Source organism: Ectothiorhodospira shaposhnikovii (genome assembly GCF_016584105.1).
Classification (GTDB): domain Bacteria; phylum Pseudomonadota; class Gammaproteobacteria; order Ectothiorhodospirales; family Ectothiorhodospiraceae; genus Ectothiorhodospira; species Ectothiorhodospira shaposhnikovii.
In genome coordinates this window covers 65,888-92,550 of record NZ_NRSM01000007.1, presented here as the reverse complement: position 1 = coordinate 92,550, position 26,663 = coordinate 65,888, and the positions used below count along the sequence as shown (strand labels likewise).

At 63.2% G+C, this 26,663-nt stretch carries 22 protein-coding genes; 11 read left to right on the top strand and 11 right to left on the bottom strand.

All coding sequences use genetic code 11. The features are described 5' to 3' along the window. Positions 1-2: 2 nt before the first annotated feature. A complete protein-coding gene (locus CKO35_RS05755) occupies positions 3-767 on the top strand; it encodes an inositol monophosphatase family protein (RefSeq protein ID WP_200173525.1) in 765 nt (254 codons plus the stop codon). 30 nt (positions 768-797) lie between these two features. Here CKO35_RS05755 and CKO35_RS05750 read toward each other — a convergent pair whose 3' ends face one another. Continuing rightward, entirely contained in the window at positions 798-1,520 is a 723-nt protein-coding gene (locus CKO35_RS05750) for an arginyltransferase (RefSeq protein WP_420870740.1), read from the bottom strand. Between the two features lie 316 nt (positions 1,521-1,836). Here CKO35_RS05750 and metH point away from each other — a divergent pair, with 316 nt between their 5' ends. Beyond that, complete coding sequence (gene metH, locus CKO35_RS05745; protein ID WP_200173523.1) at positions 1,837-5,598, top strand: methionine synthase; 3,762 nt, start codon at positions 1,837-1,839, stop codon at positions 5,596-5,598. Between the two features lie 35 nt (positions 5,599-5,633). Beyond that, the gene (locus tag CKO35_RS05740; RefSeq protein ID WP_200173521.1) at positions 5,634-7,175 is read left to right on the top strand and encodes a bifunctional GNAT family N-acetyltransferase/carbon-nitrogen hydrolase family protein; all 1,542 of its coding nucleotides are present in this window, start codon (positions 5,634-5,636) and stop codon (positions 7,173-7,175) included. Positions 7,176-7,190: 15 nt separating this feature from the next. Here CKO35_RS05740 and CKO35_RS05735 read toward each other — a convergent pair whose 3' ends face one another. Next, on the bottom strand, positions 7,191-7,772 hold the full coding sequence (locus CKO35_RS05735) for an FKBP-type peptidyl-prolyl cis-trans isomerase (protein ID WP_200173519.1): 582 nt from the start codon (positions 7,770-7,772) through the stop codon (positions 7,191-7,193). 4 nt (positions 7,773-7,776) lie between these two features. Further along, positions 7,777-8,472 carry an SDR family oxidoreductase gene (locus CKO35_RS05730; protein ID WP_200173517.1) on the bottom strand — a complete coding sequence of 232 codons (696 nt, stop codon included), beginning with the start codon at positions 8,470-8,472 and terminating at the stop codon, positions 7,777-7,779. Between the two features lie 181 nt (positions 8,473-8,653). Between CKO35_RS05730 and CKO35_RS05725 the strand changes: the two genes are divergently transcribed. Then, positions 8,654-9,994 carry a response regulator gene (locus CKO35_RS05725; protein WP_200173516.1) on the top strand — a complete coding sequence of 447 codons (1,341 nt, stop codon included), beginning with the start codon at positions 8,654-8,656 and terminating at the stop codon, positions 9,992-9,994. A 67-nt stretch (positions 9,995-10,061) separates the two neighbouring features. Then, a complete protein-coding gene (locus tag CKO35_RS05720) occupies positions 10,062-10,919 on the top strand; it encodes an HDOD domain-containing protein (protein ID WP_200173514.1) in 858 nt (285 codons plus the stop codon). Positions 10,920-10,926: 7 nt separating this feature from the next. Here the strand turns inward: CKO35_RS05720 and hrpB are convergent, their stop codons facing one another. After that, entirely contained in the window at positions 10,927-13,428 is a 2,502-nt protein-coding gene (gene hrpB / locus CKO35_RS05715) for an ATP-dependent helicase HrpB (RefSeq protein WP_200173513.1), read from the bottom strand. A gap of 292 nt (positions 13,429-13,720) precedes the next feature. On the opposite strand from hrpB, the gene CKO35_RS05710 reads away from it, so the two are divergent. From CKO35_RS05710 to CKO35_RS05695, 4 genes are all read left to right on the top strand, one after another. After that, positions 13,721-14,281, top strand: a complete 561-nt coding sequence (locus tag CKO35_RS05710) for a Slp family lipoprotein (protein WP_200173511.1) — start codon at positions 13,721-13,723, stop codon at positions 14,279-14,281. Between the two features lie 53 nt (positions 14,282-14,334). After that, complete coding sequence (locus CKO35_RS05705; RefSeq protein ID WP_242467042.1) at positions 14,335-14,817, top strand: Slp family lipoprotein; 483 nt, start codon at positions 14,335-14,337, stop codon at positions 14,815-14,817. A gap of 65 nt (positions 14,818-14,882) precedes the next feature. Then, complete coding sequence (locus CKO35_RS05700; protein ID WP_200173507.1) at positions 14,883-15,818, top strand: pentapeptide repeat-containing protein; 936 nt, start codon at positions 14,883-14,885, stop codon at positions 15,816-15,818. Positions 15,819-15,908: 90 nt separating this feature from the next. After that, positions 15,909-17,126, top strand: coding sequence for a TraB/GumN family protein (locus CKO35_RS05695; protein ID WP_200173505.1), 1,218 nt, complete (start codon positions 15,909-15,911; stop codon positions 17,124-17,126). Positions 17,127-17,186: 60 nt separating this feature from the next. On the opposite strand, the gene CKO35_RS05690 is transcribed toward CKO35_RS05695, so the two are convergent. Both CKO35_RS05690 and CKO35_RS05685 read right to left on the bottom strand, forming a co-directional pair. Next, positions 17,187-18,269, bottom strand: coding sequence for a hypothetical protein (locus CKO35_RS05690; protein ID WP_200173503.1), 1,083 nt, complete (start codon positions 18,267-18,269; stop codon positions 17,187-17,189). Then, on the bottom strand, positions 18,266-19,708 hold the full coding sequence (locus CKO35_RS05685; RefSeq protein WP_200173501.1) for an adenylate/guanylate cyclase domain-containing protein: 1,443 nt from the start codon (positions 19,706-19,708) through the stop codon (positions 18,266-18,268). Before CKO35_RS05685 ends, CKO35_RS05690 begins: the two co-directional genes overlap by 4 nt. Before the next feature lie 145 nt (positions 19,709-19,853). On the opposite strand from CKO35_RS05685, the gene CKO35_RS05680 reads away from it, so the two are divergent. Further along, positions 19,854-20,789, top strand: coding sequence for a hydrogen peroxide-inducible genes activator (locus tag CKO35_RS05680; protein ID WP_200173499.1), 936 nt, complete (start codon positions 19,854-19,856; stop codon positions 20,787-20,789). Positions 20,790-20,792: 3 nt separating this feature from the next. Here CKO35_RS05680 and CKO35_RS05675 read toward each other — a convergent pair whose 3' ends face one another. After that, complete coding sequence (locus CKO35_RS05675; protein WP_200173498.1) at positions 20,793-21,722, bottom strand: GGDEF domain-containing protein; 930 nt, start codon at positions 21,720-21,722, stop codon at positions 20,793-20,795. 201 nt (positions 21,723-21,923) lie between these two features. On the opposite strand from CKO35_RS05675, the gene CKO35_RS05670 reads away from it, so the two are divergent. After that, a complete protein-coding gene (locus tag CKO35_RS05670; RefSeq protein ID WP_200173496.1) occupies positions 21,924-23,834 on the top strand; it encodes an ATP-binding cassette domain-containing protein in 1,911 nt (636 codons plus the stop codon). Between the two features lie 98 nt (positions 23,835-23,932). Here CKO35_RS05670 and CKO35_RS18185 read toward each other — a convergent pair whose 3' ends face one another. The 4 genes from CKO35_RS18185 to CKO35_RS05650 form a co-directional block, all read right to left on the bottom strand. Beyond that, positions 23,933-24,769, bottom strand: coding sequence for a DUF2914 domain-containing protein (locus CKO35_RS18185; RefSeq protein ID WP_200173494.1), 837 nt, complete (start codon positions 24,767-24,769; stop codon positions 23,933-23,935). 55 nt (positions 24,770-24,824) lie between these two features. Continuing rightward, complete coding sequence (locus CKO35_RS05660) at positions 24,825-25,250, bottom strand: flagellar basal body-associated FliL family protein (protein ID WP_200173492.1); 426 nt, start codon at positions 25,248-25,250, stop codon at positions 24,825-24,827. Positions 25,251-25,344: 94 nt separating this feature from the next. Then, positions 25,345-25,872, bottom strand: a complete 528-nt coding sequence (locus CKO35_RS05655) for a DUF2058 family protein (RefSeq protein ID WP_200173490.1) — start codon at positions 25,870-25,872, stop codon at positions 25,345-25,347. Between the two features lie 3 nt (positions 25,873-25,875). Next, entirely contained in the window at positions 25,876-26,658 is a 783-nt protein-coding gene (locus tag CKO35_RS05650; protein WP_200173488.1) for a M90 family metallopeptidase, read from the bottom strand. Positions 26,659-26,663 lie beyond the last annotated feature (5 nt).

Genomic DNA, 26,663 nt, shown 5'->3' with positions numbered 1-26,663 from the left:
CCATGACCCCATTCCTGAAGACCGCCATCGACGCCGCCCTGAGTGCCCAGGACGTGATCCAGCGCTACTATCGCCAGGATGTGGCCGTGGAGATCAAGCAGGACATGACCCCGGTGACGGTGGCCGATCTGGAGTCGGAAAAGGCCATCAAATCCATCATCACCGTCGCTTTCCCAGAGCACGGTATTTACGGGGAAGAAACGGGTCAGGAGCGGATGGATGCCGATTATCTCTGGCTCATAGACCCCATCGACGGAACCAAGAGCTTTGTCCGTCGTTATCCCTTTTTCTCGACCCAGATTGCCCTGCGTCACCGTGGGGAACTGGTCATTGGGGTGTCCAATGCCCCCGAATTCGAGGAAATGGCCTATGCCGAGGTGGGGGCAGGGGCTTTTCTGGCGGGGGAGGCCATCCGGGTCAGTGACATCCGTAGCCTGGAGGCGGCAACCCTGTCCATCGGCAATGTGAAGACCCTGGCTGGAGGCCCAGGCTGGCAAGGGCTGGCGCAGATCGTGGCAAGAGTGAACCGCACGCGGGGCTATGGGGATTTTTACCACTATCACCTTCTGGCCTCCGGACGGATAGATCTGGTGGTTGAATCGGACGTCAATATCCTGGATATCGCGGCGTTAACGGTGATCGTGCGCGAGGCGGGCGGGATCTTTACGGATCTTCAGGGTGGCCCGGTCAGCCTGGAAACCACCTCTGTCCTGGCGGCCGCGACCCCCGAACTCCATGCCGAAGCCCTGGCCATCCTCAACCCCTGATGGGGCGGCCGGAAAGTCGTGGCGCGTGATTTAACGCGACACGACCTGGCCCACGGATCGCCAGATGCCGTTCACCAGCCCCTCGCCGGGCTGGAACCGGTGCTTGTATGCCATCTTGGGGCTCCTGGCATTCCAGTAGCCCAGATAAACAAAGGATAATCCTTCCTCCCGGGCCCGCTGAATCTGCCACAGCACCGCCAGGGTGCCCAGGCCGCGATGGTGAAACTCAGGGTCGAAGAAGGTATAGACCGCCGACAGCGCATCGGGCACGCGGTCGATAACGGCGACGCCCAATAGCCTGTCCCCGTCCCTGAACTCCACCAGCCAGGTACAGCACCACTGGCTGGTCACGAATCCCCGGTAGCTTTCCTCCGTCGGATTATCCATTCCTCCGCCTTTGTGCCGGTGATTCACGTAAGTCGCGTAAAGCGCAAAGTGTTCCGGGTCATAACTGGCCTCCCGGATTCGTACGGCAAGGTCCCGGTTCAGTGTGGCTGTACGCCGCTGGCTTCGGTCCGGTTTGAATCGGGACACGGGTATGCGATAGGGAATGCAGGCCCGGCATTGCGGGCATTGATGACGGTACACGTGATTTCCGCTACGTCTAAAGCCGTGATGGAGCAATTCGCCGTAGACGGCGGCATTCATCGGCCCACCCGGATCGGCAAACAGACTGACCATCTTGCCGCCTTTCATGTATGGGCAGCTGTCAGGTGCGGTTGCAAAAAATATCAGAGATTCATGCAGGGACACGGTGTGTTTGTCCAGATCAGCACCAGGCTAAAAAAAAGGCCACCAATGGCGGCCAGATATTGTGTGAGGATTGAAACCCGCAAACGTGACGGGTAAATGGTCAAGGACCAAGAGACCCAACAGACGCCCTTTAACCATGGGAATAAGCTTAGATTGTTGATGGATGTCAATCCATGATCTGAGTCAGTATCGGTGGACACGGTCGCTCCGCGGTGACCGTTGGGAGAGGCTGCTTCCATCTCTCAGGGCAGGTCGGGGAAATGCCGACAGCAGGCATGTTATGCTGAAAAACTTTGATGCAACCGGATAGATGTTCATGAATTCCGACAGACTCACTCAGCTTTACCAGGAGATCAAGCGCCGCGTCATGATTCTGGATGGTGGCATGGGCACCATGATCCAGGGTTATGGATTGCAGGAAGCCGATTACCGGGGAGAGCGTTTCGCTGACTGGCCGTCGGACATCAAGGGCAACAACGACCTGCTGGTGCTGACTCAGCCGGGCATCATCCGCGAGGTCCACGCCGCCTACCTGGAGGCCGGCGCCGACATTCTCGAAACCAACACCTTCAACGCCACCCGCATCGCCATGGCCGACTACGGCATGGAAGACCTGGTGCCGGAGATCAACCGGGAGGCCGCCCGTCTGGCCCGGGAAGTGGCCGACGAATACACCCGCAAGACCCCGGACCGTCCCCGCTATGTGGCCGGCATCCTCGGCCCCACCAACCGCACCGCCAGCATTTCCCCTGACGTCAACGACCCGGGCTTTCGCAACGTCTGGTTCGATGAACTGGTGGCCGCCTACCGGGAGGCCGCCGAGGCCCTGCTGGAAGGCGGGGTGGACATCCTGATGATCGAAACCGTCTTCGATACCCTCAACGCCAAGGCCGCCGTATTTGCCGTGGAAGGCCTGTTCGAGGATCGGGGCGAGCGCTGGCCGGTGATGATCTCCGGCACCATCACCGATGCCTCCGGCCGCACCCTCACCGGCCAGACCACCGAGGCCTTCTGGAACAGCCTGCGCCACGCAAGACCCTTCTCCATCGGCCTCAACTGCGCCCTGGGACCGAAGGAACTGCGGCCCTATGTGGAAGAACTCTCCCGCATCGCCGACACCCATGTCTCCGCCCACCCCAATGCGGGTCTGCCCAACGAGTTCGGCGGCTATGACGAGACTCCGGCGCAGATGGCCGAGGAGATCTCCGAATGGGCCGGCAGCGGTCTGCTGAACATCGTCGGCGGCTGTTGCGGCACCACCCCGGACCACATCCGTGCCATCCGCGAGGCGGTGGAGAAACATCCTCCCCGTCCGGTGCCGGAGATCGCCCCCGCCTGTCGCCTGTCGGGTCTGGAGCCCTTCAACATCACCGCCGACACCCTGTTCGTGAACGTGGGGGAGCGCACCAACGTCACCGGCAGTGCCCGCTTCAAGCGCCTGATCAAGGACGGTGACTACGAAACCGCCCTGGAGGTGGCCGCCGAGCAGGTGGAAAGCGGTGCCCAGGTCATCGACGTGAACATGGACGAGGGCATGCTGGATGCACTGGAGGCCATGAAGCGTTTCCTTTGCCTGGCCGCCGCCGAACCGGATATCTCCCGGGTGCCGGTGATGATCGACTCCTCCAAGTGGGAGGTGATCGAGACCGGCCTCAAGTGCATCCAGGGCAAGGGCATCGTCAACTCCATCTCCCTCAAGGAAGGGGAGGAGATCTTCATTCGCCAGGCCCGCCTGCTGCGGCGCTACGGCGCGGCGGTGGTGGTCATGGCCTTCGACGAGACCGGCCAGGCGGATACCGAGGACCGCAAGGTGGAGATCTGTCGGCGGGCTTATCAAATCCTCACCGAGGTGGTGGGCTTCCCTGCCGAGGACATCATCTTCGACCCCAACATCTTTGCCGTTGCCACCGGCATCGAGGAGCACAACAACTACGGCGTGGACTTCATCGAGGCCACCCGCCGCATCAAGCAGACCCTGCCCCATGCCCTGGTTTCCGGGGGCGTCTCCAACGTCTCCTTCTCCTTCCGCGGCAACAACCCGGTGCGGGAGGCGATTCACGCCGTGTTCCTCTACCACGCCATCCGCGCGGGCATGGACATGGGCATCGTCAATGCCGGCCAGCTGGCGGTCTATGACGAGATCGAGCCGGACCTGCGTGAGCGGGTGGAGGACGTGGTCCTCAACCGCCGTTCCGATGCCACCGAGCGCCTGCTGGAGATTGCCGACCGGTTCCGCGACACCGGCGGCGAGACCCGCAAGGAAGACCTGGCCTGGCGGTCGCTGCCCGTGGCCAAGCGTCTGGAGCATGCCCTGGTGAAGGGCATCGACGCCTTTGTGGTGGAAGACACGGAAGAGGCGCGCCTGACCTTCGACCGGCCCATTCATGTCATTGAAGGCCCCCTCATGGATGGCATGAACGTGGTGGGGGATCTGTTCGGTGCCGGCAAAATGTTCCTGCCCCAGGTGGTCAAGTCCGCCCGGGTGATGAAGAAGGCCGTGGCTCACCTGATCCCCTACATCGAGGCGGAAAAGAGCGGTGATTCGAAGAACAACGGTCGCATCCTCATGGCCACGGTGAAGGGGGATGTCCACGACATCGGCAAGAATATCGTCGGCGTGGTGCTCCAGTGCAACAACTTCGAAGTCATCGACCTGGGGGTCATGGTGCCCGCGCAAAAGATCCTGGAGGCGGCCCGGGAGCACAAGGTGGACGTGATCGGCCTGTCCGGCCTGATTACCCCGTCCCTGGAGGAGATGGCCCATCTGGCGGCGGAGCTGCAGCGGGAAGGCTTCGGCACCCCGCTGATGATCGGCGGCGCCACCACGTCCCGTGCCCATACCGCGGTGAAGATTGCTCCCGGCTATGAAGGGGTCACCGTCTGGGTGAAGGATGCCTCCCGGGCGGTGGGCGTGGCCCAGAGTCTGGTCAGCCCGGAGCTGCGCGGCCCCTATGGGGAGAAGATCCGCGCCGAATACGCGGACGTGCGCGAACAGCATGCCGCCCGCCGCAAGACCCAGGACTGGCTTACCCTGGAGGAGGCCAGGGCCAACCGGACGCCGGTGGACTGGTCCGGCTACACCCCGCCGCGCCCCGCCGTCCTGGACGCGGAACAGGCCCCGTCCGTGGGCGGACCGGCCCCGGAGATCCTGCGTCTTCATGGTCCCGACAGCATCCTGCTGCGGTTTGACGACTATCCCCTGGACCGGCTGGTGGACTACATCGACTGGACCCCGTTCTTCCGCGCCTGGGATCTGCATGCCGCCTATCCCCGCATCCTGGAAGACGAGATCGTGGGCGAGGAGGCCACCCGGCTGTTTGCCGATGCCCGGCCCATGCTGCGCCGGATCATCGACGAGGGCTGGCTCCGGGCCCGGGCGGTGGTGGGCTTCTTCCCCGCCGCCAGGGTGGATGCCGACGACATCCAGCTCTACCGGGACGCGGCGGGCCATGAGCCGCTGATGCGTCTGCACCATCTGCGCCAGCAGACCCGCAAGCCCCGTCAGGCCCCGAACATGTGCCTGAGCGATTTCATCGCCCCCCAGGGGGGCGGTCCGCGGGACTATCTGGGGGCCTTTGCGGTCACCGCCGGCGGCGGCATCGACGAACACGTCGCCCGCTTCGAGGCCGCCCATGACGATTACTCCGCCATCATGATCAAGGCCCTGGCGGATCGTCTGGCGGAGGCCTTTGCCGAGCATCTGCACGAACGGGTGCGGCGTGAGTTCTGGGGCTATGCCGCCGGCGAGGCCCTGTCCAACGATGACCTGATCAAGGAAAAGTATCAGGGCATCCGTCCGGCCCCCGGCTATCCCGCCTGCCCGGAGCACACGGAGAAGGGCCTTCTGTGGGAACTCATCGACCCGGTGACCCATGCCGGCATGACCCTCACCGACAGCTATGCCATGTCTCCCGCCTCGTCCGTGTCCGGGTTCTATTTCTCCCATCCGGAGTCCCGCTATTTTGCCGTGGGCAAGCTCAACCGGGATCAGGTGGAGGATTACGCCCGGCGCAAGGGCATGCCCCTGGAAGCGGCGGAGCGCTGGCTGGCACCCAACCTGGGTTATGATCCGGACTGAGCCCCGTTCACATCGTCCTATCCATCGGAGTCCCCATGCCTGAGTCCCGCGACACGGAATACGACTCGCATCGCCTGCTTCTGCGCAACACCTGTCTGGCCGATTACGACGACATCCATCTCATCATGGAGGCTGTCTATCCCAACCTGGACGGCGCCTGGAGTCGGGAGCAGTTCGAATCCCAGATCCAGCGCTTTCCCGAAGGCCAGATCTGCATCGAGGACAACGGCCGGGTGGTGGCGGCGGCCATCAGCCTGATCGTGGACTACCGGCGCTGGGGCGATCGTCACAAATACTGGGAGATCACCGGCAAGGGCTTTCTCACCACCCATGACCCGGACGGCGACACCCTCTACGGCGTGGACGTGTTCGTGGACCCGGAATACCGGGGCATGCGCCTGGGGCGCCGTCTCTACGACGCCCGCAAGGAACTGTGCGAAAAGCTCAATCTGCGGGCCATCGTCGCCGGCGGCCGCATCCCCGGCTATGCCCGTTACCGGGAGGAGATGAGCCCCCAGCAGTATGTGGAGTTGGTGAAGTCCCATGAGGTCACCGACCCGGTGCTCACCTTCCAGCTGTCCAACGACTTCCACGTGCGCAGGATCATCAACGACTACCTGCCCGACGACAAGGAATCCCACGCCTACGCCACCCTGCTGGAGTGGATCAACATCTACTACGAGGAGAAGGAAACCCTGATCGGCGCCACCAAGCAGGTGGTGCGGGTGGGGGCGGTGCAATGGCAGATGCGGCCGCTGAAATCCCTCGACGAACTGCTGCAGCAGGTGGAATATTTCGTCGACGCGGTGTCCGGCTATCAGGCCGACGTGGTGCTGTTTCCGGAATTCTTCAATGGTCCGCTGATGGGCCAGTTCAACCAGGACAACACCGCCGAGGCGGTGCGTCATCTGGCCGACTACACCGACACCCTGCGCCAGGAGATGGTCAACCTGGCCCTGGCCTACAACATCAACATCATCGCCGGCAGCATGCCCGAGTACGATGGCCGGGAACTGCGCAACGTCTCCTACCTGTGCCGCCGGGACGGCAGCTGGGACAAGCAGTACAAGCTGCACATCACCCCGGACGAGCGATCCTACTGGGGCCTGAAGGGCGGCGACAAGGTTCGCATCTTCGAGACCGACTTCGGCAAGATCGGCATCCTGATCTGCTACGACGTGGAGTTTCCCGAACTGCCCCGCCTGCTGGCGGACCAGGGCCTGCAGATCCTGTTCGTGCCGTTCTGGACCGACACCAAGAACGCCTACCTGCGGGTGCGTCGCTGCGCCCAGGCCCGGGCCATCGAGAACGAGTGCTATGTGGTCATCTCCGGCAGCGTGGGCAACCTGCCGAAGGTGGAGAACATGGACATGCAGTATTCCCAGGCGGCGGTGTTCACCCCGTCGGACTTCGCCTTCCCCCATGACGCGGTGGCCGCCGAGGCCACCCCCAACACCGAGATGACCCTGATCGCCGACCTGGATCTGGACAATCTCAAGGAACTGCGCACCCACGGGGCCGTGCGCAACCTGGTGGACCGGCGGCTGGATCTGTACGAGGTGCGCTGGAAACGCTGAGGACGACGGGGCGGCTCAGCCGATCCCCGGAACCGTCTGCTGCATGGGATCCGTCGGCGGATCTTCCGGTTCGCCGGGGACCAGCACCTCCAGCAGTTCCAGTTCGAAGATCAGGGTCTCTCCCGGCCCGATGACGGCCCCGGCCCGTCCCTCGCCATAGGCCAGCCAGTGGGGAACCACCAGCCGGGCCCGGCTGCCCGCGGGCATGTTCACCAGGGCCTCCCGCCAGCCCGGGATCGTATCCCGCACCGCCACCACCGACGGCACCGCCCGGCGATGGGAGCTGTCGAACACCCGTCCGTCCAGGTGCAGGCCCCGGTAATGCACCACTACCTGGTCTTCCAGGGTCGGCACGGGTCCGTCACCCCGGGCCAGCATCTCCACCTGCAGGCCGCTGGACAGGGTCACCACGCCGTCCCGCCGGCCGTTGCGGCTGCGATAGGCCTCGCCGTCCTCGATGTTCATCTCCACCAGCAGGCGGGCTTCCTCGGCCTGTTCCGGCGTCAGTCCGCAACTGCGGGCGCCCAGAAACAGGGCCACCAGCATCACCAGGCTCAGGGCCGCCAGGAACAGCACGTTGCGCAGCAGACTCAGCACCGGATCACCAAGGGATGTCGCTGCCGTCGATGTCGATGAAACGGCCGCTGTCCGCCAGGGTGAGATGGCTGATGGTCTGACGCATGGCGGTCACGCTCTGCTCCGTGGTGATTTCCGCATTGGGCCCGCCCATGTCCGTCTGTACCCAGCCGGGATGCAGGGCCGCCACCGTGATGCCCCGTGCCTTGAGGTCGCGCGCCGCACTGACGGTGATCGCGTTCAGGGCCGCCTTGGTGGAGCGGTAGATGTAGGCGCCGCCGGAACCGTTGTCCGCCATGCTGCCCATCTTGCTGGAGATGTTCACCATCAGGCGCCGCCGGCTGGACGCCACTGGCTCCACCAGGGCCTCCATGATCTTCAGCGGCGCCACGGTATTGATCCGGAAGGTCTCCAGCCAGCCTTCCACGTCCGTGTTGCCGAAGGCACTTGCGGGACCATAGCTGCCGGCATTGTTGATCAGGATGTCCACCGGCGTCTCCGTCAGGGTGCCCGTCAGCGCCCGGACCTGCACGGGATTGGTGACATCCATGGGGTGTACGCTGACCCGGCCCCGGGTCTTGGCGGCTAACCGGCTCAGCTCCCGGGCCTGCTCCGGGTGGCGGCAGGCGGCCAGCACCCGGGCACCCGCCTCCGCATACTGCTGTACGAACATCAGGCCGATGCCCCGGTTGGCACCCGTGATCACGATTGTTTCCGTCATGTCGCGCTTCCCTTGGGAGGTGATGGCTGTCTGGATGATGGCTTGAGTGGCCCGAGGGATCAAGGGACCGACGGAAGGATGTCGTGTTCTGACCAGTTGGCAAGGTATCCTGAAGCCTCAGGCGCTAAACTGAAGCATGAATACACGACCGATGGCCATGCCAGGGCAGGAGAAAGAATCAATGAGTTCTTTAGCTAATGCGCCCATGATTCTGGTGGTGGATGACTCCAGAGTCATGCGGCAGGCATTGAACAAGATTCTCGGCAACCGTTACCCGGTGGTCGAGGCCGAAGATGGGGAAGCTGCCTGGGTGTTGCTGGAGAGCGAGCCTGCCGTCGCCTGTGTATTCACTGACCTGTCCATGCCCAGGCTTGACGGTTACGGATTGCTCAAGCGGATTCGCGAGAGTCAGATCGCCCGCGTCAGTGGTCTTCCGGTGGTCGTGGTCACCGGTAATGAGGATGATGTGGGAACCCTGCAACGGATCAGGGAGTGCGGGGCAAATGAGCTGTTGAAAAAGCCGTTTCGGGGGGAAGAGGTTCTCAGGATCACGGATCAATTGCTGAAGGCACGGCTGGCCGCTGTATCTTCCACGGCCCATGCCCCCGGCGCAAGGGATGAATTGAATGCCTTGCGTGAACAGCTTGCTCAGGCCCTTGCCCAGACTGCGAGCGCTCTCAAGGACCGTGAACAGCTTGAAATAGATCGTGATCAACTTGAAAAGGATCTCAAGCAGCTCCGTACCGAGTTGATGCTTCGACAGCAGACTTCGGATGAGCGGGAGGTGCAGGTACGCCTCAAGCAGCTGGAGCAGACGTTGAAAACGGTCCGTGCCACGGAAAGCAGGCTGTCATCCCAGCTGGAAAAGGAGCAGGCGCGCAACAACGAACTGGATGCCCGCATCCATGGATTGAACCGGGATCTGGAGCAGGCCCTGACGGAACTGAATCAGACCCGGGAGCGCGCAGCATCGGCGGAACGTACCTGTACGGAGCTTCAGGCCCGTGCCTCGGACCGTGATGCGGCCAATATGGACGCCCGTATCAAGGCGGCGGAGCTGGCAAGATTGCAGGCCGAGGATGAACTGCTTGGTGTCAGCGGGCGCCTGGAGGAGGCTGAGTCCGCCCTTGCCAAGGCCCGGGATGAAGCGAATTCAGCGAGAGCGGAAGTCAACCGTCTCCGTGCCGCTGCCCGAGAGCGCGAAAATCAGCTTGAGGATCACTGCCAGCAACTGGAAAAGCGGCTTTCCCAGTTGCTGGAGCAGTCTGCCGAGGCCTCCCTTCGGGAAGAATCCAATGAACCGGAGCCGGTGGTACCGGAAATCCCCGTCATGGGGGGGGCGTCGCCGAAGCCCGAGGAAGATGCGCCCAGGAGCGAGAGACAACACAAGGGATCCGAGTCGGTGGTGCGCTGGGAGTTGGAGCGTAGTCGAGTGCGCCGCAGGCGGCTCTGGCTGATTGGCGTGACTGGGGTGGTATTGACCATTGGTTTGGCTTTCTGGTTGGGAACCGTGCTGGGGTAGCCAGCGATGCCGTGGCCACCCGGGCTTCTGGGTGTATGATAGGCAAGCAGTCACTTCGGGGGTGATCATGTCGCTCAGTATTGAACAACTGGTGGAAGAATCCACGGGGCTGGTTTCGTTGCCGGCAGTGGCGGTGCGCCTGAATGCCATGGTCAATGATCCGGAAAGTACCGCGGCGGATATCGGTCGCCTGATCAGTCAGGACCCGGCGCTGACCATTCGCCTGCTGCAACTGGCCAACAGCCCCTTTTACGGCCTGTCCCATCGGGTGGAAACCATCTCCCGTGCCGTTACCGTGATCGGTACCTCGCAGATTCGTGATCTGGTGCTGGCCACCACCGTGGGCCGGGCTTTTGATCGCATTCCCAATCCGCTCATGTCCATGGAGGCCTTCTGGCGGCACAGTGTGTATTGCGGTCTTATTGCCCGGACGCTGGCCGATGACCTGAGTCTGCGCCACAGCGAGTCCATGTTCATTGCCGGGTTGCTCCATGATATCGGTCGGCTACTGATCTTCAACCGGGAGCCGGACGCGGCTCACAAGGCCTTCCTGCTGAGCCTGCAGAATGTGAGCACCCTGCCGCCCCACGAAGCCGAGCGAAAAATTCTCGGTCATAATCACGCCCAGGTGGGTGGGGCGCTGGCGGCCCGTCTCAACCTGCCGCAAAAGCTCCAGGACTGCATTCAGTATCACCACGAACCCATGAGTCCCACGGATTATCCCGTGGAAGTGGCCCTGGTCCACATTGCCAACAGTGTGGCCCATATGGCCGAGCTGGATACCCAGGACCCCGGCGATGCCCCGCCGATCTCTCCTCTGGCCTGGGAGCGGGTCGGCCTTGACCCTGGTGTGGTGCGCCCTCTCATCGAACGGGCCCAGCAGCAGGTGGTGGAGGTGGAGGCACTGGTCCTGCATCACCCCTGACGGAGTTTCAGCGCCGGGCGGAGGTCTCTGCCAGCGGATCGTCCGGCCAGGCGTGCTTGGGGTAGCGTCCCTTCAGGTCTTTCTTCACTTCCGGATAGGTCCGTGTCCAGAAACCGGCCAAGTCGCTGGTGATCTGGACCGGTCGCTGGGCCGGCGACAGGACATGCACCAGCAGGGGGACACGGCCCCCGGCGACACAGGGGGTTTCCCGCATTCCAAACAGCCATTGCAGACGGGCGGCCAGTACCGGCACCTCCCCCTGGCCATAATCCAGCCTGACCCGCTGCCCCCCCGGCAGGACCAGATGGGTGGGGGCCAGCCGGTCCAGCTCCTGGGGTAGCGGCCAGTCCAGGCAGCCGCGCAGGATGGCCGTCAGGTCCAGGCGTTCCAGGTGACTCAGTCGGCTCATGCCCTCCAGCCAGGGAGCCAGCCAATGTTCCAGGCCTTGCAGCAGGGTTGCGTCCGACAGGTCCGGCCAGGGGGCTCCCAGGGTTCGGTGCAGAAAACTTACCCGTTCCCGCAGCACCTCGGACTCCCGGTTCCAGGGCAGGCAGGCCAGCCCCGTGTCCCGGATGCCCTCCAGCAGGGCGGCGCGAATCTGCTCCGGGTCCGGCGATGACAGCGGACGGGTTTCCAGGATCAGTGCCCCCAGGACGATGTCCTGCCGTGCGTTGACGACCCCGGCCCGGTCGTCCCAGACCACCTGTTCCCGTCGTTCCATGAGCCGGGCCAGATGGACCTCCAGGTCCTGCCGATCCAGCCGTGCGGCCAAAAAGATCCGCGCCTCCCGTCCGGCCCCGTCCAGGTTGGGGACCACGATCCATTCCTGGCCGGAGAGGGATTCGTGGCGACTGAAGGCGGCTCCGCGGCCCCCGGAGAGCCGGTAGCGGGCCTCGCCGCCGGGGCGACGCTGTCCGATCCGGTCCGGATAGGCCAGGGCCAGCAGCAGTCCTGCGGGTTCCCGTGGCGGGGTCACCCCGACGGACGGCGGGGAGGGGCAGCGAGCCAGGGCGGCGGCAAAGCGCCGGGCCTGCTGCAGTACCCGATCCCGGCCACCCCGGTGTACCCGGTGACCGGGCACACCGCGACCCTCCAGGGCTTCCAGTCGCAGATGCACGTCCGCCTCGGCGGGGCCGTCCAGGCCGCCAAGAATGTCCCGTTCCTCCAGCAGGGCCGCCAACTGGCAGGCCAGGGTCTCCAGTCCCATACGGCGACCACTGAGCATCAGGTGGGCGAGCCTGGGATGGGTTCCCAGGGCGGCGATGGCCTCGCCATGGGCGGTGAGGCGTCCATCATCGTCCAGCACCCCCAGTCGCCGTAGCAGATCACGGCCCTGGGCCAGTGCCGCTGGCGGCGGCGGGTCCAGCCAGGCCAGTTCTCCGGCATCGGCACCCCAGCGAGCCAGTTCCAGAGCCAGGGGGGCCAGGTCTGCTTCCAGGATCTCCGCCGGACTGTGTTCCGGCATGGCCGCTTCATCGCCGGTAGTCCAAAGGCGCAGGGACACGCCTGGTTCCAGGCGGCCCGCCCTGCCGCTGCGCTGGATGGCCGAGGCCCGGCTGATGCGAACTGTCTCCAGCCGGGTCAGACCGGAGGCGGGGTCGAAGCAGGAACGCCGGGCCAGGCCGCTGTCCACCACCACTCTCACGCCATCAATGGTCAGGCTGGTCTCGGCGATGTCGGTGGTGAGCACCACCTTGCGTCGTCCGGCGGGGCAGGGGGCGATGGCCGCCTGCTGGGCTTCCGGGGGCAGGTTGCCGTAGAGGGGGTGGATGCTCACGTCCCCGGGCAGGTCGGTGCCGCCCAGGGCCCTGGCCACCCGCTCGATCTCCCGTTGTCCGGGCAGGAAGGCCAACACGCTGCCGGTTTCCTCCGTCAGCACCCGCCTCAGGCTTGCTGTCATCAGGGCCTCCAGGTCGGCATGGCCCCGTCGCGACGGCTCCAGATGGCGGATGTCCACCGGGAACCGGCGTCCTTCGCTGTGGATCACCGGAACGTCGCCCATGAGCCGGGCCACTGGATCCATGTCCAGGGTGGCGGACATCACCAGTATCCGCAGGTCCTCCCGCAACAGTCCGCGGGACTGCAGGCACAGGGCCAGTCCCAGGTCGGATTGCAGGTTGCGTTCATGGAATTCATCGAAGATCACCAGGCTCACCCCCTCCAGAGCGGGGTCCTGGTGCAGGCGGCGGGTAAGGATGCCTTCGGTGATCACCTGCACCCGGGTACGGGGGCCGATGTGGCGTTCCAGCCGGGTCTGATAGCCGATGGTTTCACCCACCGCTTCCCCGCGCAATTCGGCCATGAACCGGGCCGCGCCCCGGGTGGCCAGCCGTCGTGGCTGCAGCATCAGGATGGTGCCGGTGCACCAGGGGGCGTCCAGTGCGGCCAGGGGCACCCGGGTGGTCTTGCCGGCCCCCGGCGGGGCCTGCAGCACGGCGGAACCTTGTTCGGCAAGGGCCTGTATGACCCGGGGCAGAACGGCATTGATGGGTTGGGGGGCGTGGGACATTCTCGGGAATCTTTGGCACCTTGGAAGGTCCAACAATGTTATGTATGACTCATCCCTGCGCAAGCAGGAATCCAGTCAAAATCCGGATAATACAGAGCGGATCACTACCGTCATTCCCGCGCAAGCGGGAATCCGCTCAAGGCATGGTAACTTCGGACTCCTGCCTGTGTTGGGGGAACGACTGGAGGTTTGATCGGTGTTTCCGTCACGGTTTTGCGGCGACGCTTGATGGCAGTTCGTCCGCGGGATGATCCCGTGGGCAGGTTAGTGTTGCATCTACACGGTGATTGCCATGCGCATACAATGGGTGGTTGTTGTGTCTCTGCTGGGCGCTACTCTCATGTCCGCCGGCTGCGCATCCCGTCCTCCCGCGGCCATTGCCGCAGTGCCCGAGTCGATCCCCGAGCTGGCCATGGTCCGTGGTCAGCCGGAGGCTTATCACGGACAGGAGGTGCGTTGGGGTGGTGTCATTGCTTTGGTGGAAAACCAGGCGGATCACACCCTTGTCGAAGTGGTCTCCAGGCCTCTGGACCGTCGTGGGCGTCCCCGGGAAAGCGATGACAGTCAGGGCCGCTTTGTGGTGATTGTCAATGGTTTTCTGGATCCGGTGGTCCATGCCCAAGGCAGGGAATTTACCGTGACCGGGCATCTGGACGGGGTAATGCACCGACCCATCGGCGAGTACCGTTACGCCTTTCCCGTGGTCAATGCCCGGGGAACATACCTCTGGGCACCCCGGCCTGAACCCGTTCGTGAGCCTTGCTGCCATTATTATTCTCCGCGCATGTTCCATTCCCCGTTATATGATCCCTGGTATCCCTTCCACCCCTATTACCGACCATGGCGATACTGACACACGCACATGATGCCACTGCGGGGCGTCCCTCCAGGATATGCGTTCATCTGATGCTCGCGCTCTCCGCCTTCGTCCTGGCCGGCTGCGCCGCGGGTCCCCGTTTTGATCCAGGCCAGGTGGATGCCGGCCTGACTCCGGCCATGGCTACCCATGAAGACCAGGTCCTGGCCGGCACTCGTGTGTTATGGGGCGGGGTGATTGTCCATGCACATAATCGGGAGGATGTCACCGAGTTCGAGGTGCTCGGTTACCCGCTTGGGCGCAGTCAGGGGCCGGACACCAGCCGCCCTGCCCAGGGTCGTTTCCTGGCCCAGGTGCCCGGCTATCTGGAGACCGTCGACTATGAACCCGGACGTCGCCTCACCGTGACAGGGCGGCTGAAGGATGCCGTATCAGGAAAGGTCGGGGATTCTCCCTATGTCTACCCCAGGGTCGAGGTGGATGACCTTCATTTGTGGCCCCGGGATCCACCATATCCCGCCTCGGGAGCGCCCCGCTTCAATATCGGTATCGGTGTGATCTTCAGGAACTGAAAATTCGATGAAAGTCTCTCCTTGCGGCTTGCCTTATCAAGGTCTGCGGGGTCAATATCACCACCATGGATGCTTCCAAGGATAGTGGTCATCATTTGTGGTTCACGCGCCGTGACGGTCAGGTCAGCGGCCCCCATCCCGGTCGTCTGATTTCCCGGTATCTGCTCTTGGGGCGTCTGGATATTGCAGACCAGATCAGTGCCGATGGCGAGCATTGGGGCGCCATCGCCGACCACCCTCATCTGATCCCCCATGAGCTTCTGGATTCCCATACGCCAGAAGGCAGTTTGCGCCTGCTGCAGGCCCGGCTCAGGGAAGATGAACGTATTCGCCCGCGGCGCGACCCGCAATCCGGTGATGGGGACCCGAGCATGGTGGATGAGCGTTCACTGCCCGATCGCCGCCGTCCCGAGTCGGTAGAGATCCTGAACTATCGTCATCAGCGGGCGGAACTGCTGGAGCGTGAGCCCCGTGGCGGACTTCCCGGAGGCTTGCTGCCATGGATTCTCGGTGGGGGATTCCTTCTTGCCCTGGTGCTGGCGGGACTGGTGCTCAGCGCCATGGATCACCCTCCGCCCAGCGCCATGCCTGATTGCATGGCACCCCCGGCACCGGGGGTGAACTGGAGCTACTGCCGGATGGTTGGGCTTGACCTGAGAGGCGCGGATCTGACAGGTGCCATTCTCAGCAACGCGGACCTTCTCGCGGCCCGCCTGGAGCAGGCCCGCCTCACGGGGGCGGATCTTGGCTACGCCGACCTGCGTCAAACCCGCTTCGTGGAGGCCGATCTGACCCAGGCTCGTCTGACCGGAGCCATCCTGGTAGAGGCCCGTCTGTCGCGTGCAAGGCTGGTGGAGGCGGACCTGAGTTACGCCGACCTGCGTGGAGCCGATCTGACGGGCACCGACCTCACCGGGGCACTCCTGGGCCGTGCCATCTGGGTGGACGGCCGCGTTTGCGCCTCCGGTTCCCTGGGCGAATGTCTTGAGGCAACGCCCTGACATCAGGATGGTCTAACTCCCGTCGCCCTGCTATGGTGGCGACCCCGGCCCTGCATGGTCGCTTTCGCATCATTCCCTGGATACGTCCTCATGGATCTTCAAGTCGCTGCCTCGGCGGATGAGCCCCGGTTCACCGTCACCATTGATGGCACCCTTGTCACGGTGCTTGGTACCGCCCATGTTTCACGGGTTTCCGCCGAAGTGGTGAGCCGCCTGCTGCAGAGCGGGGATTTCGATGCCGTGGCGGTGGAGCTGTGCCCCAGTCGCCATCACGCCATCCTGAACCCGGACGCCCTGTCGCGGATGAATCTGTTCCAGGTGTTGCGTGAAGGCAAGGTACCCATGGTCACCGCGAGCCTGGCCCTGGGCGCCTATCAGCAGCGATTGGCGGAACAGTTCGGGATCGAGCCTGGCGCCGAGATGAGGGCCGCCATCGAAGAGGCACGGCAGGCCCACTTGCCGGTGCTGCTGATCGACAGGGAAGTGGGTACCACGCTCAAGCGGTGTTATCGCAATGTCCCCTGGTGGCGACGCATGAACCTGTTTGCGGGTCTGATGGCCAGCGTGGTGAGCAAGGAAAAAATATCTGAACAGGAGATCGAACGACTCAAGGAAGGGGATGTGCTTGAGTCCACCTTCAATCAGTTTGCCGAGGAATCAAGGGCGCTCTATACCCCCCTGATTGAAGAGCGGGACCTTTACATGGCGGCACGGCTGAGGCAGGAGGCGGAGGAAGGCTCCTATCGGCATATCCTTGCCGTGGTGGGGGCGGGGCACCTCCAGGGAATCCAGCAGGTGCTCAACGGGAAGCCGGTGACCGAGTCTCCGTCAGCGGTGATACAGCGCCTGGATCAGGAACCCCCGCCATCCCGCTTGCCGGGGATTCTGCCATGGGTGGTGGTGGCCCTGGTGATCTTCGGTTTCATCCTGGGCTTTAGCCGCAATCCGGAGTTGGGCTGGCAGCTGGTGATGGACTGGGTGCTGATCAATGGTTCCCTGGCGGGTATCGGTGGCCTGATTGCCGGCGCCCATCCATTGACCGTCATCACGGCCGCCCTGGCCGCGCCTCTCACTTCCCTCAATCCCACCATCGGCGTTGGCTTTGTGGCCGCGGCGATGGAAACCTTCCTGCGCAAGCCCACGGTGGGCGACTTTTCCCGGTTGCGCCGGGACACGGCGCATCTGCGGGGGTGGTGGAGGAACAGGGTGTCAAGGGTGCTTCTGGTGTTTCTGTTCACCACCATGGGGTCGGCCATCGGCACCTATGCCGCCGGTTTTCGCATTGCGGAGAGGCTGCTGGGGACCTGAAAACCGGGCCATGAACGCCAAGCTGGCAACGGCTGCGCCCCTGATCCTCTCCAGAGCTGATCAGGGTCCCGGTGAAAGCCCGCCGGGTTCCAGCCGTCGCAAGGATTCCACGACTCTTTCCGCCCGATGGATATGAGCCTGCAATTCCGGGTGATCGGGGCGCAGTTCCTGCAGGTTTCTCCAGGTTTCAAGCGCTTCGAGGATACGTCCATCCAGGTACAGGTTTCTGCCGGTTTCCAGCCCAAGGGTAACCTCCGCATCAACCGCCTTTGACAACTCACGGCGCAGGCGTCGCACCGTTGTATCTCCGGGCAGGGCCTGCTCCAGTGCCAGCAGGTGACGGCGTGCCGTTTGCAGATCCTTGGATTCCAGAGCCTCCTGAAACTGGTTGAAGAGTTCCCGGGTTCGCTGGGCCCATTGGGCCTGTAGCTGAGCCTGTTGGGCGCGTCTTTCCTGAGCCTGCTTTCGGGACTGGGCGGCTTGGGCCGTTTCCATGGCGACCGCGGCCGCTTCATTGGGAGACAGCGCATGGGACAGGCTCAGGGCTTCCATGGCAAGCGCGAGGTCCGCTTCCTCCATGGCGGATAATCCCAGTTGCAGCAATTCCGCGGCGACCTGGATGGCGCTTTGTTCGGCCATCACGACGGCTTCTCTGACCTGAGTGTCCCCTGGGTCTGCGCGCAGGATCTGGGCATAAAGGGGCTTGAGGCTTGTCAGTGCGCGCCCCTGGGACAGCAGCAGTCGCACTCGCAGGTGTTGCAGGTGTTCCCGTTGTTCCGTGAGGGCCCGGTCCCGCGCCGCCTTGAGGGCTTCACTCTCGGGCAGCACGGCGAGTCCCCGCTGATAACTGGCCTGGGCCAGGTCCCACTGTTCCCTGCGCAGATGTCCCGCTGCCTGCATCAGCATGGCCTGTTCCAGGTGATGGCTGGCCCTGTCCAGCCACTCCCTGATGGCAGCAAGCTCGGCATCATCCTCCGTTTGGGGCAGGGTGGACATGATTGTCCTTGCCAGCTCGATGTCACCCCGTTTCAGTGCTTCCTGCAGACGGGCTTCTGTACTGAAGGGGTGAACCGTCACCGTGGCGCAGCCCATGAGTCCCTGTGCTATCAGTATTACCGTCAGTAGGGTGCGAAACCATGTCATGAGGAGGGATTCCCTTCACCGATCAGTGACTGGATGTGCCGTTCCATGAGGGGGCGATACTGTTCCCCAAGATCCTGCACCATGCAGGTCCGAACCGGAGTCTCCTTGCCCCGCAGGGAAAGACATCCATAGGGATGCAGGTGGAGGCAGTTTGCCAGGTCAGGGTCAACATCGAGCAGGGCCTCGGGGATGATCACCTGGCCTGGCTCGCCTGATGCCATCAGGCGAGCGGCCAGATTCACCGCATCCCCCACCACCGTATATTGCATGCGGTCATCCGCCCCCATGTTGCCGGCAAGCATGAGGCCGCTGTTGACGCCCACGCGGAAGCGTACCGGTAGTTGCCCCGACGCTTCTCGCATGCGATTCAGGCGCTCCACCAGTCTTTGCAGCAGCACACCGCAGGCGATGGCATGAAAGCGGTGGTCCGGATCTTCCTCGATAACGCCAAAGACCACCATGACCCCGTCCCCCAGGAATTTGTCGATGTTGCCCCGGTAACAGTGGGCAAGGCGGCTCATGTAGCTGAAATACTCGTTCAGCAACTGGGCCACCTGGTTCGGCTCCAGTTGTTCGGACAACGATGTGAAGCCGACGATATCGGCAAACAGGACGGAAGCCTCGACCTGGTGTCCTCCCAGTTGCAGTTGCCCCAGGTTGTTCATGATCTGTTTTGCCACCCCCGCCGATACATACCGGCTCAAGGCGCCTTCCACCTGGGACTTTTCCTGCAGACCGTGGGCCATCTGATTGAACGCCGCCATGAGCTGGCCGATTTCATCACGCCTTCGGCTTTTCAGCCGGTAGCCATAATCACCGGCGCCGATTGCCTTCGTTGCCTTCATGAGATGGTCTATGGGCCTTGTAAGGTGCTTGCCCATGAAGAAGGCTGAGATGCCGGCGAACAGGCTGACGAATAGCGTTGAGAGGGCAATGGCGGTCATCGCCTGACGCAGGGCGATGTGTTGTTGAGCCAAGGTGAGAGTCACGACGGCGGTGCCCAGATGCAGGTCCTGGAAGTGTATGTTACCGGTGTAAGTGGCGATCTGGGACGATGGTTCCGGTGCCGTCTGTTGCTCCAGATGTTCCGGTAATATGCCCGAATGGGCCAGGGAATGACCATCACGATGATAGACGGCGGCGCCCATGACCCTGGAGCTGCCAGTCAGATTGATGATCAGCGCGTTCAGCGCCAGGCTGTCATCGGCCAGGACCAGTTCCTTGGAGGTGTCTGCCAGTTGTTCCACCATGGCCTGGCCGAAGCTGTCCATGTGCTCCAGCAGCAGCCGGCTTTGCTGGTTGATGATCACCAGTCCCAGCAGGGCCACACACCCGACGATGAGCAGCGAGATGCTCAGGCCGAGCTTGTAGGCGACAGGCAGGTGATTCGGTCGCAGGGCGGCGAAATGGTGCCTCAGCCTGGCAAGGAGGGATGCCATGGAGGTCTCGTTTGCATGCAGTGGTTATGTGCGATGAGTGATGATATCACGGGGTTTGAGCCCCGGTGGGGTGCTTTGTGCAAGCCTTGGGGTACACTCGCAACCTGCGCGGGCGGATTCCCCGGATCAGTGACAGGATGATCTCATGACCCTGACAGAATTACGTTACATCGTGGCCGTGGCCCGGGAACGCCACTTCGGGCGCGCCGCGGAGGCTTGCCACGTGAGCCAGCCCACGTTGAGCGTGGCGGTGAAGAAGCTGGAGGAAGAGCTTGGCGTGATGCTGTTTGAACGCAGCAAAACCGAGGTGAGCATAACTCCGGTCGGGGAGGAGGTCGTGCGGCAGGCTCAGCGCATTCTGGAAGAGGTGGACACCCTGGTGGACCTGGCCCGTCAGGGCAGGGACCAGTTGGCCAGCCCCCTTCGTCTGGGGGCGATTCACACCATAGGGCCCTATCTGCTACCCCATCTTGTGCCCGAAATACACCGTCGTGCGCCGCGGCTTCCATTGATCATCGAGGAGAGTTATACAGCGAGACTGGCCGAAGGGCTCAAGCAGGGAGAACTGGACGCCATTATCGTGGCCTTGCCGTTCGAACAGCCCGGCGTCGTGACGTTGCCGCTGTACTCGGAACCCTTCGTGGCGGTTTTGCCTGCGGATCATCCACTGGCCCGTCGTCAGAAGCTGAATATCGATGAGCTTGCGGATGAAAACCTTCTGCTGCTCGGGGCGGGGCATTGTTTCAGGGAGCAGGTGCTCAAGGCGTGTCCCGCCTGTCATTCCACGGTTTCTTCAGGCAATCGTATCCAGCACTCGGTGGAGGGCAGCTCCCTGGAGACCATCCGCCACATGGTGGTGACCGGCATGGGGGTTACAATTCTGCCGTGTTCTGCCGCCGGAGCCGATCGGTATGCCCAGCACCTGCTTGCGATCCGGCGTTTTCACGATCCCGTGCCTGAGCGTCAGGTGGCGCTGGCATGGCGCAGCAGCTTTCCTCGCCCCCGGGCCATCGAGGTGATTCGACAAGCCATTATGGAGACTCACGTGCCCTGTCTTGAACGTGTCAAGGGGAAGGCGTAGGGTTCAGTCCGTCCACTCCACCCGGTTACGTCCCGCCCGCTTGGCCTGATACATGGCCTGGTCAGCCCGCTGGAACAGGCTGTCGGGGCTGTCCCCCTCCCGGGAAACGGAGAGGCCGATGCTTGCCGTCACGCTCACCTGATTGCCGCACTTCAGGGGGAGCTGGCAGAGCCGAATGGCCTCAAGGACCCTGTTGGCGCCCAGGACGGCCGCCTGGGGATCGGTGCCCGCCATCAGGATGACGAATTCTTCGCCCCCGAAACGGAATACCATGTCACTTTTCCGGGTGACCGCCCGCAGTCGCTGGGCCACTGCAGCCAGCACCTGATCTCCGTAATGATGGCCGTGGTGATCATTGATCCGCTTGAAGTGATCCACATCCAGCATCAGCATTGCCAGGGAGCCCCCCGTCCGCCTTGCCACGGCCAGTTCGCGCTCCACGGCCCTGTTCATGGCGTTTCGGTTCAGCAGACCCGTCAACGGGTCTGTCTGCGCTGCCTGTAGCGCCTCGTGGTAAAGCAGCGCGTTACGCAGCGGATAGACCAGGACGGTCAGGGCTTCTTCCAGGGCCGCCAGTTCCGATTCGCGAAACTTGCGACCCCGCAGCAGTTTGAGTTCCCCCAGTTCCTGCTGCTCCACCATCAGGTTGTAACGGCAGCTGTGGCGTGACAGGCGCCCACGGCTCAGGTGAATGCCGCTGTTTTCCCGGTCAAAGTTCAGACCGTCATGGGGAATGCGCCAGGCGATGGAGCTTGAGAAAATGCCAAGCAGTTCCTCCAGGTCCAGGGTCGTCTGCAGTCGGTGCAGCAATTGCGGTGTGCTGATCAATTGTGAGGGCACATTGCGCTCGGCCGGGAACTGCCGGCCACCGCCGATGGCGCTGTCAGTCTTGAGGCCAGGGTCGTGCGGGGCCTGAATGATTTGACGAATCATGGGTCCTGTCTCGGATCAGTTCCTCTGTGCATTGTATTAAGCGATTTTCATGCCATTTTTTAGAGTCTTTTTAAAACAGTGGGTTGTGAGCTCGCCCGGTCCCAGTGGCGGGATTATGACGCTGTTGTCGGCCATTTCGTGCCGCAGGTGCCGGAAAGTTGGGACTGCGGTCTTCCCGGGCAGACTGATACACTCCGGGCCATGCTCAGACTTGAACACCTTTCCGTAAGACGCGGCACCCGGGTCTTGATCCAGGACGCGGATCTCACCATTCACCCGGGTTGGCGGGTGGGCGTGACCGGCGCCAACGGCACCGGCAAGTCCAGCCTGTTTGCCCTGCTGCAGGGAGAACTGGCCCCCGACCAGGGGGAATGCAACCTGCCCGCGGACTGGGTCATTGCCCATGTGGCCCAGGAGGTGGAGGGCAGCGAACGCAGCGCCCTGGATTATGTGATGGACGGCGATGGCGAATTGCGTCGCTTGCAGGAGGCTCTGGCCGGGGCGGAGGCCGCTGGAGAAGGTACCCGGGTGGGTGAACTGCATGCCCGTCTGGACGCCATCGATGCCTGGACTGCGGAAAGCCGGGCCGGCAGGCTGCTCCATGGCCTGGGTTTTCAGCCGGGGGATGAACGGCGCCCCATGGCTTCCTTCTCCGGCGGCTGGCGCATGCGCCTGAACCTGGGGCGTGCCCTCATGTGCCGGTCTGATCTGCTGTTGCTGGATGAGCCCACCAACCATCTGGACCTGGAGGCGGTGCTGTGGCTGGAACAGTGGCTGTTATCCTATCCGGGCACGTTGCTGCTGATCTCCCATGACCGCGATTTCCTGGATCGGGTGGTGACCCATGTGGCCCATATCGAACAGGGCGGTATCCGGCTCTATACCGGCGATTATTCCGCCTTCGAACTGGCCCGTGCCGAGGCCCTGGCCCGTCAGCAGGCTCTGCATGAGCGCCAGCAGCGTGAAATCGAGCACATGGAGAAATTCGTGGCCCGGTTCCGGGCCAAGGCCAGCAAGGCCCGCCAGGCCCAGAGCCGTCTCAAGGCCCTGGAGCGCATGACCCGGGTGGCTTCGGTCCATGCGGACTCACCGTTTCGTTTTGCCTTTCGCGAACCGTCGCGGTTGCCCGATCCCCTGCTGAAGCTGGATCGGGTATCCGGCGGGTACGGCGGGACGGCGGTGATACATGGGGTGAAATTCTCCTTGCACCCCGGGGCACGACTGGGGCTGCTCGGCCCCAATGGTGCGGGCAAGTCCACCCTTATCCGGATCATGGCCGGTGACCTGGCTCCCCTGAATGGCAACCGGGAGCCGGCGCCCGATCTGGCGGTGGGTTATTTTGCCCAGCACCAACTGGAACAACTGGACCCGGAGGCCAGTCCCCTGCTGCATTTGCAGCGACTGGACAACCGGATACGGGAGCAGGAGCTGCGGAATTTTCTCGGTGGTTTCGGTTTCGTGGGGGATCAGGCCCTGGCGCCGGTGGGGCCTTTCTCGGGAGGAGAGAAGGCCCGGCTGGTGCTGGCCCTGCTGGTCTGGCAGCGGCCCAACCTGCTGTTGCTGGATGAGCCCACCAACCACCTGGACATGGATATGCGCCATGCCCTGGAGCAGGCCCTGCAGGATTTCGAGGGGGCGGTGGTGCTGGTATCCCATGACCGTCACATGTTGCGCAGTGTCTGTGACGAGTTTCTGTTGGTGGCCGATGGCGATGCCAAGGGTTTTGAGGGAGATCTGGACGATTATCGGGACTGGCTGGCAGCTCGGGAACGGACTCGGGGAGGCGGTGATGACCGGGAAATCGGTGGCGAACAGAGCGCGGCGTCCCGCAAGGCGCGCAAGCGGGACGAGGCGGCACTCCGGCAACGGCTCAAGCCCCTGCGGGATCAGGTGAGGCGCCTGGAACGGGAGCACGAAGTCCTGGAACGGGAAAAGCAGTCTCTGGATGAGGCCTTGGCGGACCCGGGGATCTACGATGCGACCGCCAGGGAACGTCTGCAGTCATTGCTGGCCAGCCAGGCGGAAAAATCCCGACGCCTGGCCGAGGTGGAATCCGCATGGCTGGAGGCCTGCGAGGCGCTGGAAATGGCGGAGTCCGATGGGATGAATTGATGGTGTGAAGTTGCGGGGCGGGTCCGTTCCGGGGCACGTAACCCGCCCACGCAGTCTCATGGACAGGACCACGAGATCACTGTCCTGGCAGGCCTGAGTCAGGGCGTCAGCTCAAACCGGCGTTCTTCAAGCACCTCGCCATCCTGGGTCACCACCTCCACGCGCCAGACGCCCGCCCATTCGGGCTTCAGTGTCTTGGTGGACCATACCCGCCAGCGGGGACCTCCGACCTGAAAGCGGATATCCCCCATGGACTGTGACCCGTACCACCAGCGGTGGATGATCTCTCCACCTTCATGATCCATGATTTCGGTGAAGAACTGGATCTGCCGGGTCTGATGATCCAGGCGGCTGAGTTGATCAATGGGCTCGCGTCCCCGCACTTCCGATGTGAACTGGGCGCGGGCCACATGTCCCCTTGGTCCCGGCACGGACGATCTGGCATCCGGCACAGCCGGTGTTGGCCGGGGTTCCATGCTGGGCGTTGTTGCCGGTTCTGGGACATGATCCATGGTCGGTGCCGGGGCTTCCGGCGGGGTGGGTTCGGGGAGGCCGGGCTCCGGATGTGCTTCGGGCGTGTGCACCGGCTCCGCGGGCGTGGGTTCGGGGAAGGCGGGTGGTGTTTGCTCCGGCGGCAGCGAACCGGCCTCTGGCTGGGCAGGCCGGTCAGGTGCCGTGGTATCCATGCCGGGCGGGTCCTGATCTCGAAGTTCATTCCGCGGAGCTTCCATTTCCGGGATGCTCGGAGACAGTTCGTGTTCCGTGCCCGATGCATCGGGCAGACCTGCCTGGGCGAGCAGAAGCGCTGGGTTGAAATGGGAGGGCTGGAATGACTCACCGGCCCATAACGGCATGGATATCAGGGTGAGGCTCAGGGCGGCAGGTTTGAGCAACAGGCCCGGGAGGCCCTTGTCTTCATGGTTCTGGCGTTTCATTGGCTATGTCTCCCTGTTGTCGGTGGCATCCGGCAGCCGCACCGGCGCCAATCGATTACTGCACGATGAAACTTGTGAAATACAGCCCGTTGATGGTCGGTGCGCCGATGTATTCCGTCATGATCTGGCGCAGGGTGTCCAGGGCTTCGCCGCGGAGCTGCTCACGGGCTGCGGAGGTTTGTACAAGATCCGGATCACGACCACCAAAAAACATGATCAGATGGTGACGGATGATCGGCATGTGATGCTCCACCAGCTGGGCATCCCGTGCCGTTTCCACATAGAGCTGGGCATTGAGTTGCAGATACTGGGCGCGTCTGGGATTGTCCAGGTTGACCACGAGGGCCGGCTGCAGGGGGATGTAGCCCGGGAAGGTGGCGCTGCTTCCGGAGGGGGCGGCGAGAGCTGCTTGACCCCATCCCAGCAGGGCGATCAGCATCAGTGCCGGGAGGGGGAGTAGGTCGGTTCTGTTGCGTCGCATGTCTTGAGCCTGTGTTGGTTCATCAATGATCGTTGATCGTTCTCACGATCAGGGCCTGGCCCTGTCGGACCAGGCAGGTCATGGGCCGGGTTCATCAATCTCCGGGGAAGATGACCGTGCGGCTGGGGTCGATGCGTAGGATCTCACGCCCCTGCTCGCTGGGCAGCAGGTTGCGTCGTCCATCCAGAAAGGCGATACAAAGACGGCCATCCGCCAGGGCTTCCTGCTGTTCCGATGTGACATAGAGATGCTTGATGGTGGTGCCCACCTGAAAGTGATAGGGCACGTCGGCTTCCTCCTTGTTCACGCGGTGGGCGGTCACCAGTTCCCGGAGCTGCTGCTTGAGTGCCCGTGCATCGGCGGCTGGCGAGAGTGGCGCTTTTGTAACCACTGAAGACGGTAACTGATTGTGGCTCCTGGCGGAACCTCGTTCCGGGTTTTTGCGCGCCTTACGCCTGGGCCTGGCCTTGACCTTTTCACCCGCCTTGGCGGGTTTGCCGTTTTGCGGCCCGCTTCGCTTGCCTTGACGGGCCTCGGGCGCTCTGGCCTGCTCGACCTTCCTGACCTGCTCTTCGGTGACCAGTCCGGCCTGGAGCAGTTGCTCGCGAAGGCTCTGGGTCATGTCTTACTCCTCAAACGTGCGACGACCAGGACCCTTGGGCAACCGGGCCAAGGGATCCTGGCGGTAGAATTGACGGAATTGCCCATAGACATCGGGGTAGGCCTGAGCCAGGGTCCAGGGTTCGGTAAAGAAATATTCGCTCATTACGGCAAAGAACTCACCCGGATCAGTAGCGGCATAGGGGTCCATTGTCACTGGCTCCTCCCGATCCAGCCGGATAACGAGTGCATCGTAGGCCGTGCTCAGGGCCTGGGTCCAGTCCTGGATGGACATTTCCCGGTGCAGGGGCGGCATGCCGTTGGCAACGCCGTTGCGCAGATCCAGGGTATGGACGAATTCATGAATGGCCAGTGGCTCGCCCGCGGCGATGGCGGCCCAGGACAACAGCACCGGGCCTCGCTCCCATGCTTCGCCGCTGCGTGGGCTGTCATCCAGGTGCAGGATGCCCTCATCGTCCATGAATTCCCGTCGTGGCATGAAGTCATCGGGATAGACGACGACACTTGTCCATTCGTCATACCAGTCGATCCCCAGCTTCAGGATCGGCAGGCACGCCTGCAAGGTGATGTGCATTGCCATGGCGGGGGTAAGGTCCAGCCCATGGGCGCCATAAAGACGTTTTTCATGCAGGAAAAGGGTGGCCAGACGCCGAAGCTCCGCCCGTTCGGTGCCGCTCAGTCCGGTCAGCATGGGCTGGGTCGCCAGGGCCGAGGACCAGAGGGTGTCGGGAATGGGAGCGTGGGCAAGTGCGCGGCGTCTTTGCCAGGCCTTCAGGAGGGGGATCATGGGGC

Excerpts from the sequence above, each read along its gene's own strand:
- CKO35_RS05755 (WP_200173525.1), top strand. The coding sequence starts at position 3 with ATGACCCCATTCCTGAAGACCGCCATCGACGCCGCCCTGAGTGCCCAG.
- metH (WP_200173523.1), top strand. The coding sequence starts at position 1,837 with ATGAATTCCGACAGACTCACTCAGCTTTACCAGGAGATCAAGCGCCGC.
- CKO35_RS05740 (WP_200173521.1), top strand. The coding sequence starts at position 5,634 with ATGCCTGAGTCCCGCGACACGGAATACGACTCGCATCGCCTGCTTCTG.
- CKO35_RS05730 (WP_200173517.1), bottom strand. The coding sequence starts at position 8,472 with ATGACGGAAACAATCGTGATCACGGGTGCCAACCGGGGCATCGGCCTG.
- CKO35_RS05725 (WP_200173516.1), top strand. The coding sequence starts at position 8,654 with ATGAGTTCTTTAGCTAATGCGCCCATGATTCTGGTGGTGGATGACTCC.
- CKO35_RS05720 (WP_200173514.1), top strand. The coding sequence starts at position 10,062 with ATGTCGCTCAGTATTGAACAACTGGTGGAAGAATCCACGGGGCTGGTT.
- hrpB (WP_200173513.1), bottom strand. The coding sequence starts at position 13,428 with ATGTCCCACGCCCCCCAACCCATCAATGCCGTTCTGCCCCGGGTCATA.
- CKO35_RS05710 (WP_200173511.1), top strand. The coding sequence starts at position 13,721 with ATGCGCATACAATGGGTGGTTGTTGTGTCTCTGCTGGGCGCTACTCTC.
- CKO35_RS05705 (WP_242467042.1), top strand. The coding sequence starts at position 14,335 with ATGCTCGCGCTCTCCGCCTTCGTCCTGGCCGGCTGCGCCGCGGGTCCC.
- CKO35_RS05700 (WP_200173507.1), top strand. The coding sequence starts at position 14,883 with ATGGATGCTTCCAAGGATAGTGGTCATCATTTGTGGTTCACGCGCCGT.
- CKO35_RS05695 (WP_200173505.1), top strand. The coding sequence starts at position 15,909 with ATGGATCTTCAAGTCGCTGCCTCGGCGGATGAGCCCCGGTTCACCGTC.
- CKO35_RS05690 (WP_200173503.1), bottom strand. The coding sequence starts at position 18,269 with ATGACATGGTTTCGCACCCTACTGACGGTAATACTGATAGCACAGGGA.
- CKO35_RS05685 (WP_200173501.1), bottom strand. The coding sequence starts at position 19,708 with ATGGCATCCCTCCTTGCCAGGCTGAGGCACCATTTCGCCGCCCTGCGA.
- CKO35_RS05680 (WP_200173499.1), top strand. The coding sequence starts at position 19,854 with ATGACCCTGACAGAATTACGTTACATCGTGGCCGTGGCCCGGGAACGC.
- CKO35_RS05675 (WP_200173498.1), bottom strand. The coding sequence starts at position 21,722 with ATGATTCGTCAAATCATTCAGGCCCCGCACGACCCTGGCCTCAAGACT.
- CKO35_RS05670 (WP_200173496.1), top strand. The coding sequence starts at position 21,924 with ATGCTCAGACTTGAACACCTTTCCGTAAGACGCGGCACCCGGGTCTTG.
- CKO35_RS18185 (WP_200173494.1), bottom strand. The coding sequence starts at position 24,769 with ATGAAACGCCAGAACCATGAAGACAAGGGCCTCCCGGGCCTGTTGCTC.
- CKO35_RS05660 (WP_200173492.1), bottom strand. The coding sequence starts at position 25,250 with ATGCGACGCAACAGAACCGACCTACTCCCCCTCCCGGCACTGATGCTG.
- CKO35_RS05655 (WP_200173490.1), bottom strand. The coding sequence starts at position 25,872 with ATGACCCAGAGCCTTCGCGAGCAACTGCTCCAGGCCGGACTGGTCACC.
- CKO35_RS05650 (WP_200173488.1), bottom strand. The coding sequence starts at position 26,658 with ATGATCCCCCTCCTGAAGGCCTGGCAAAGACGCCGCGCACTTGCCCAC.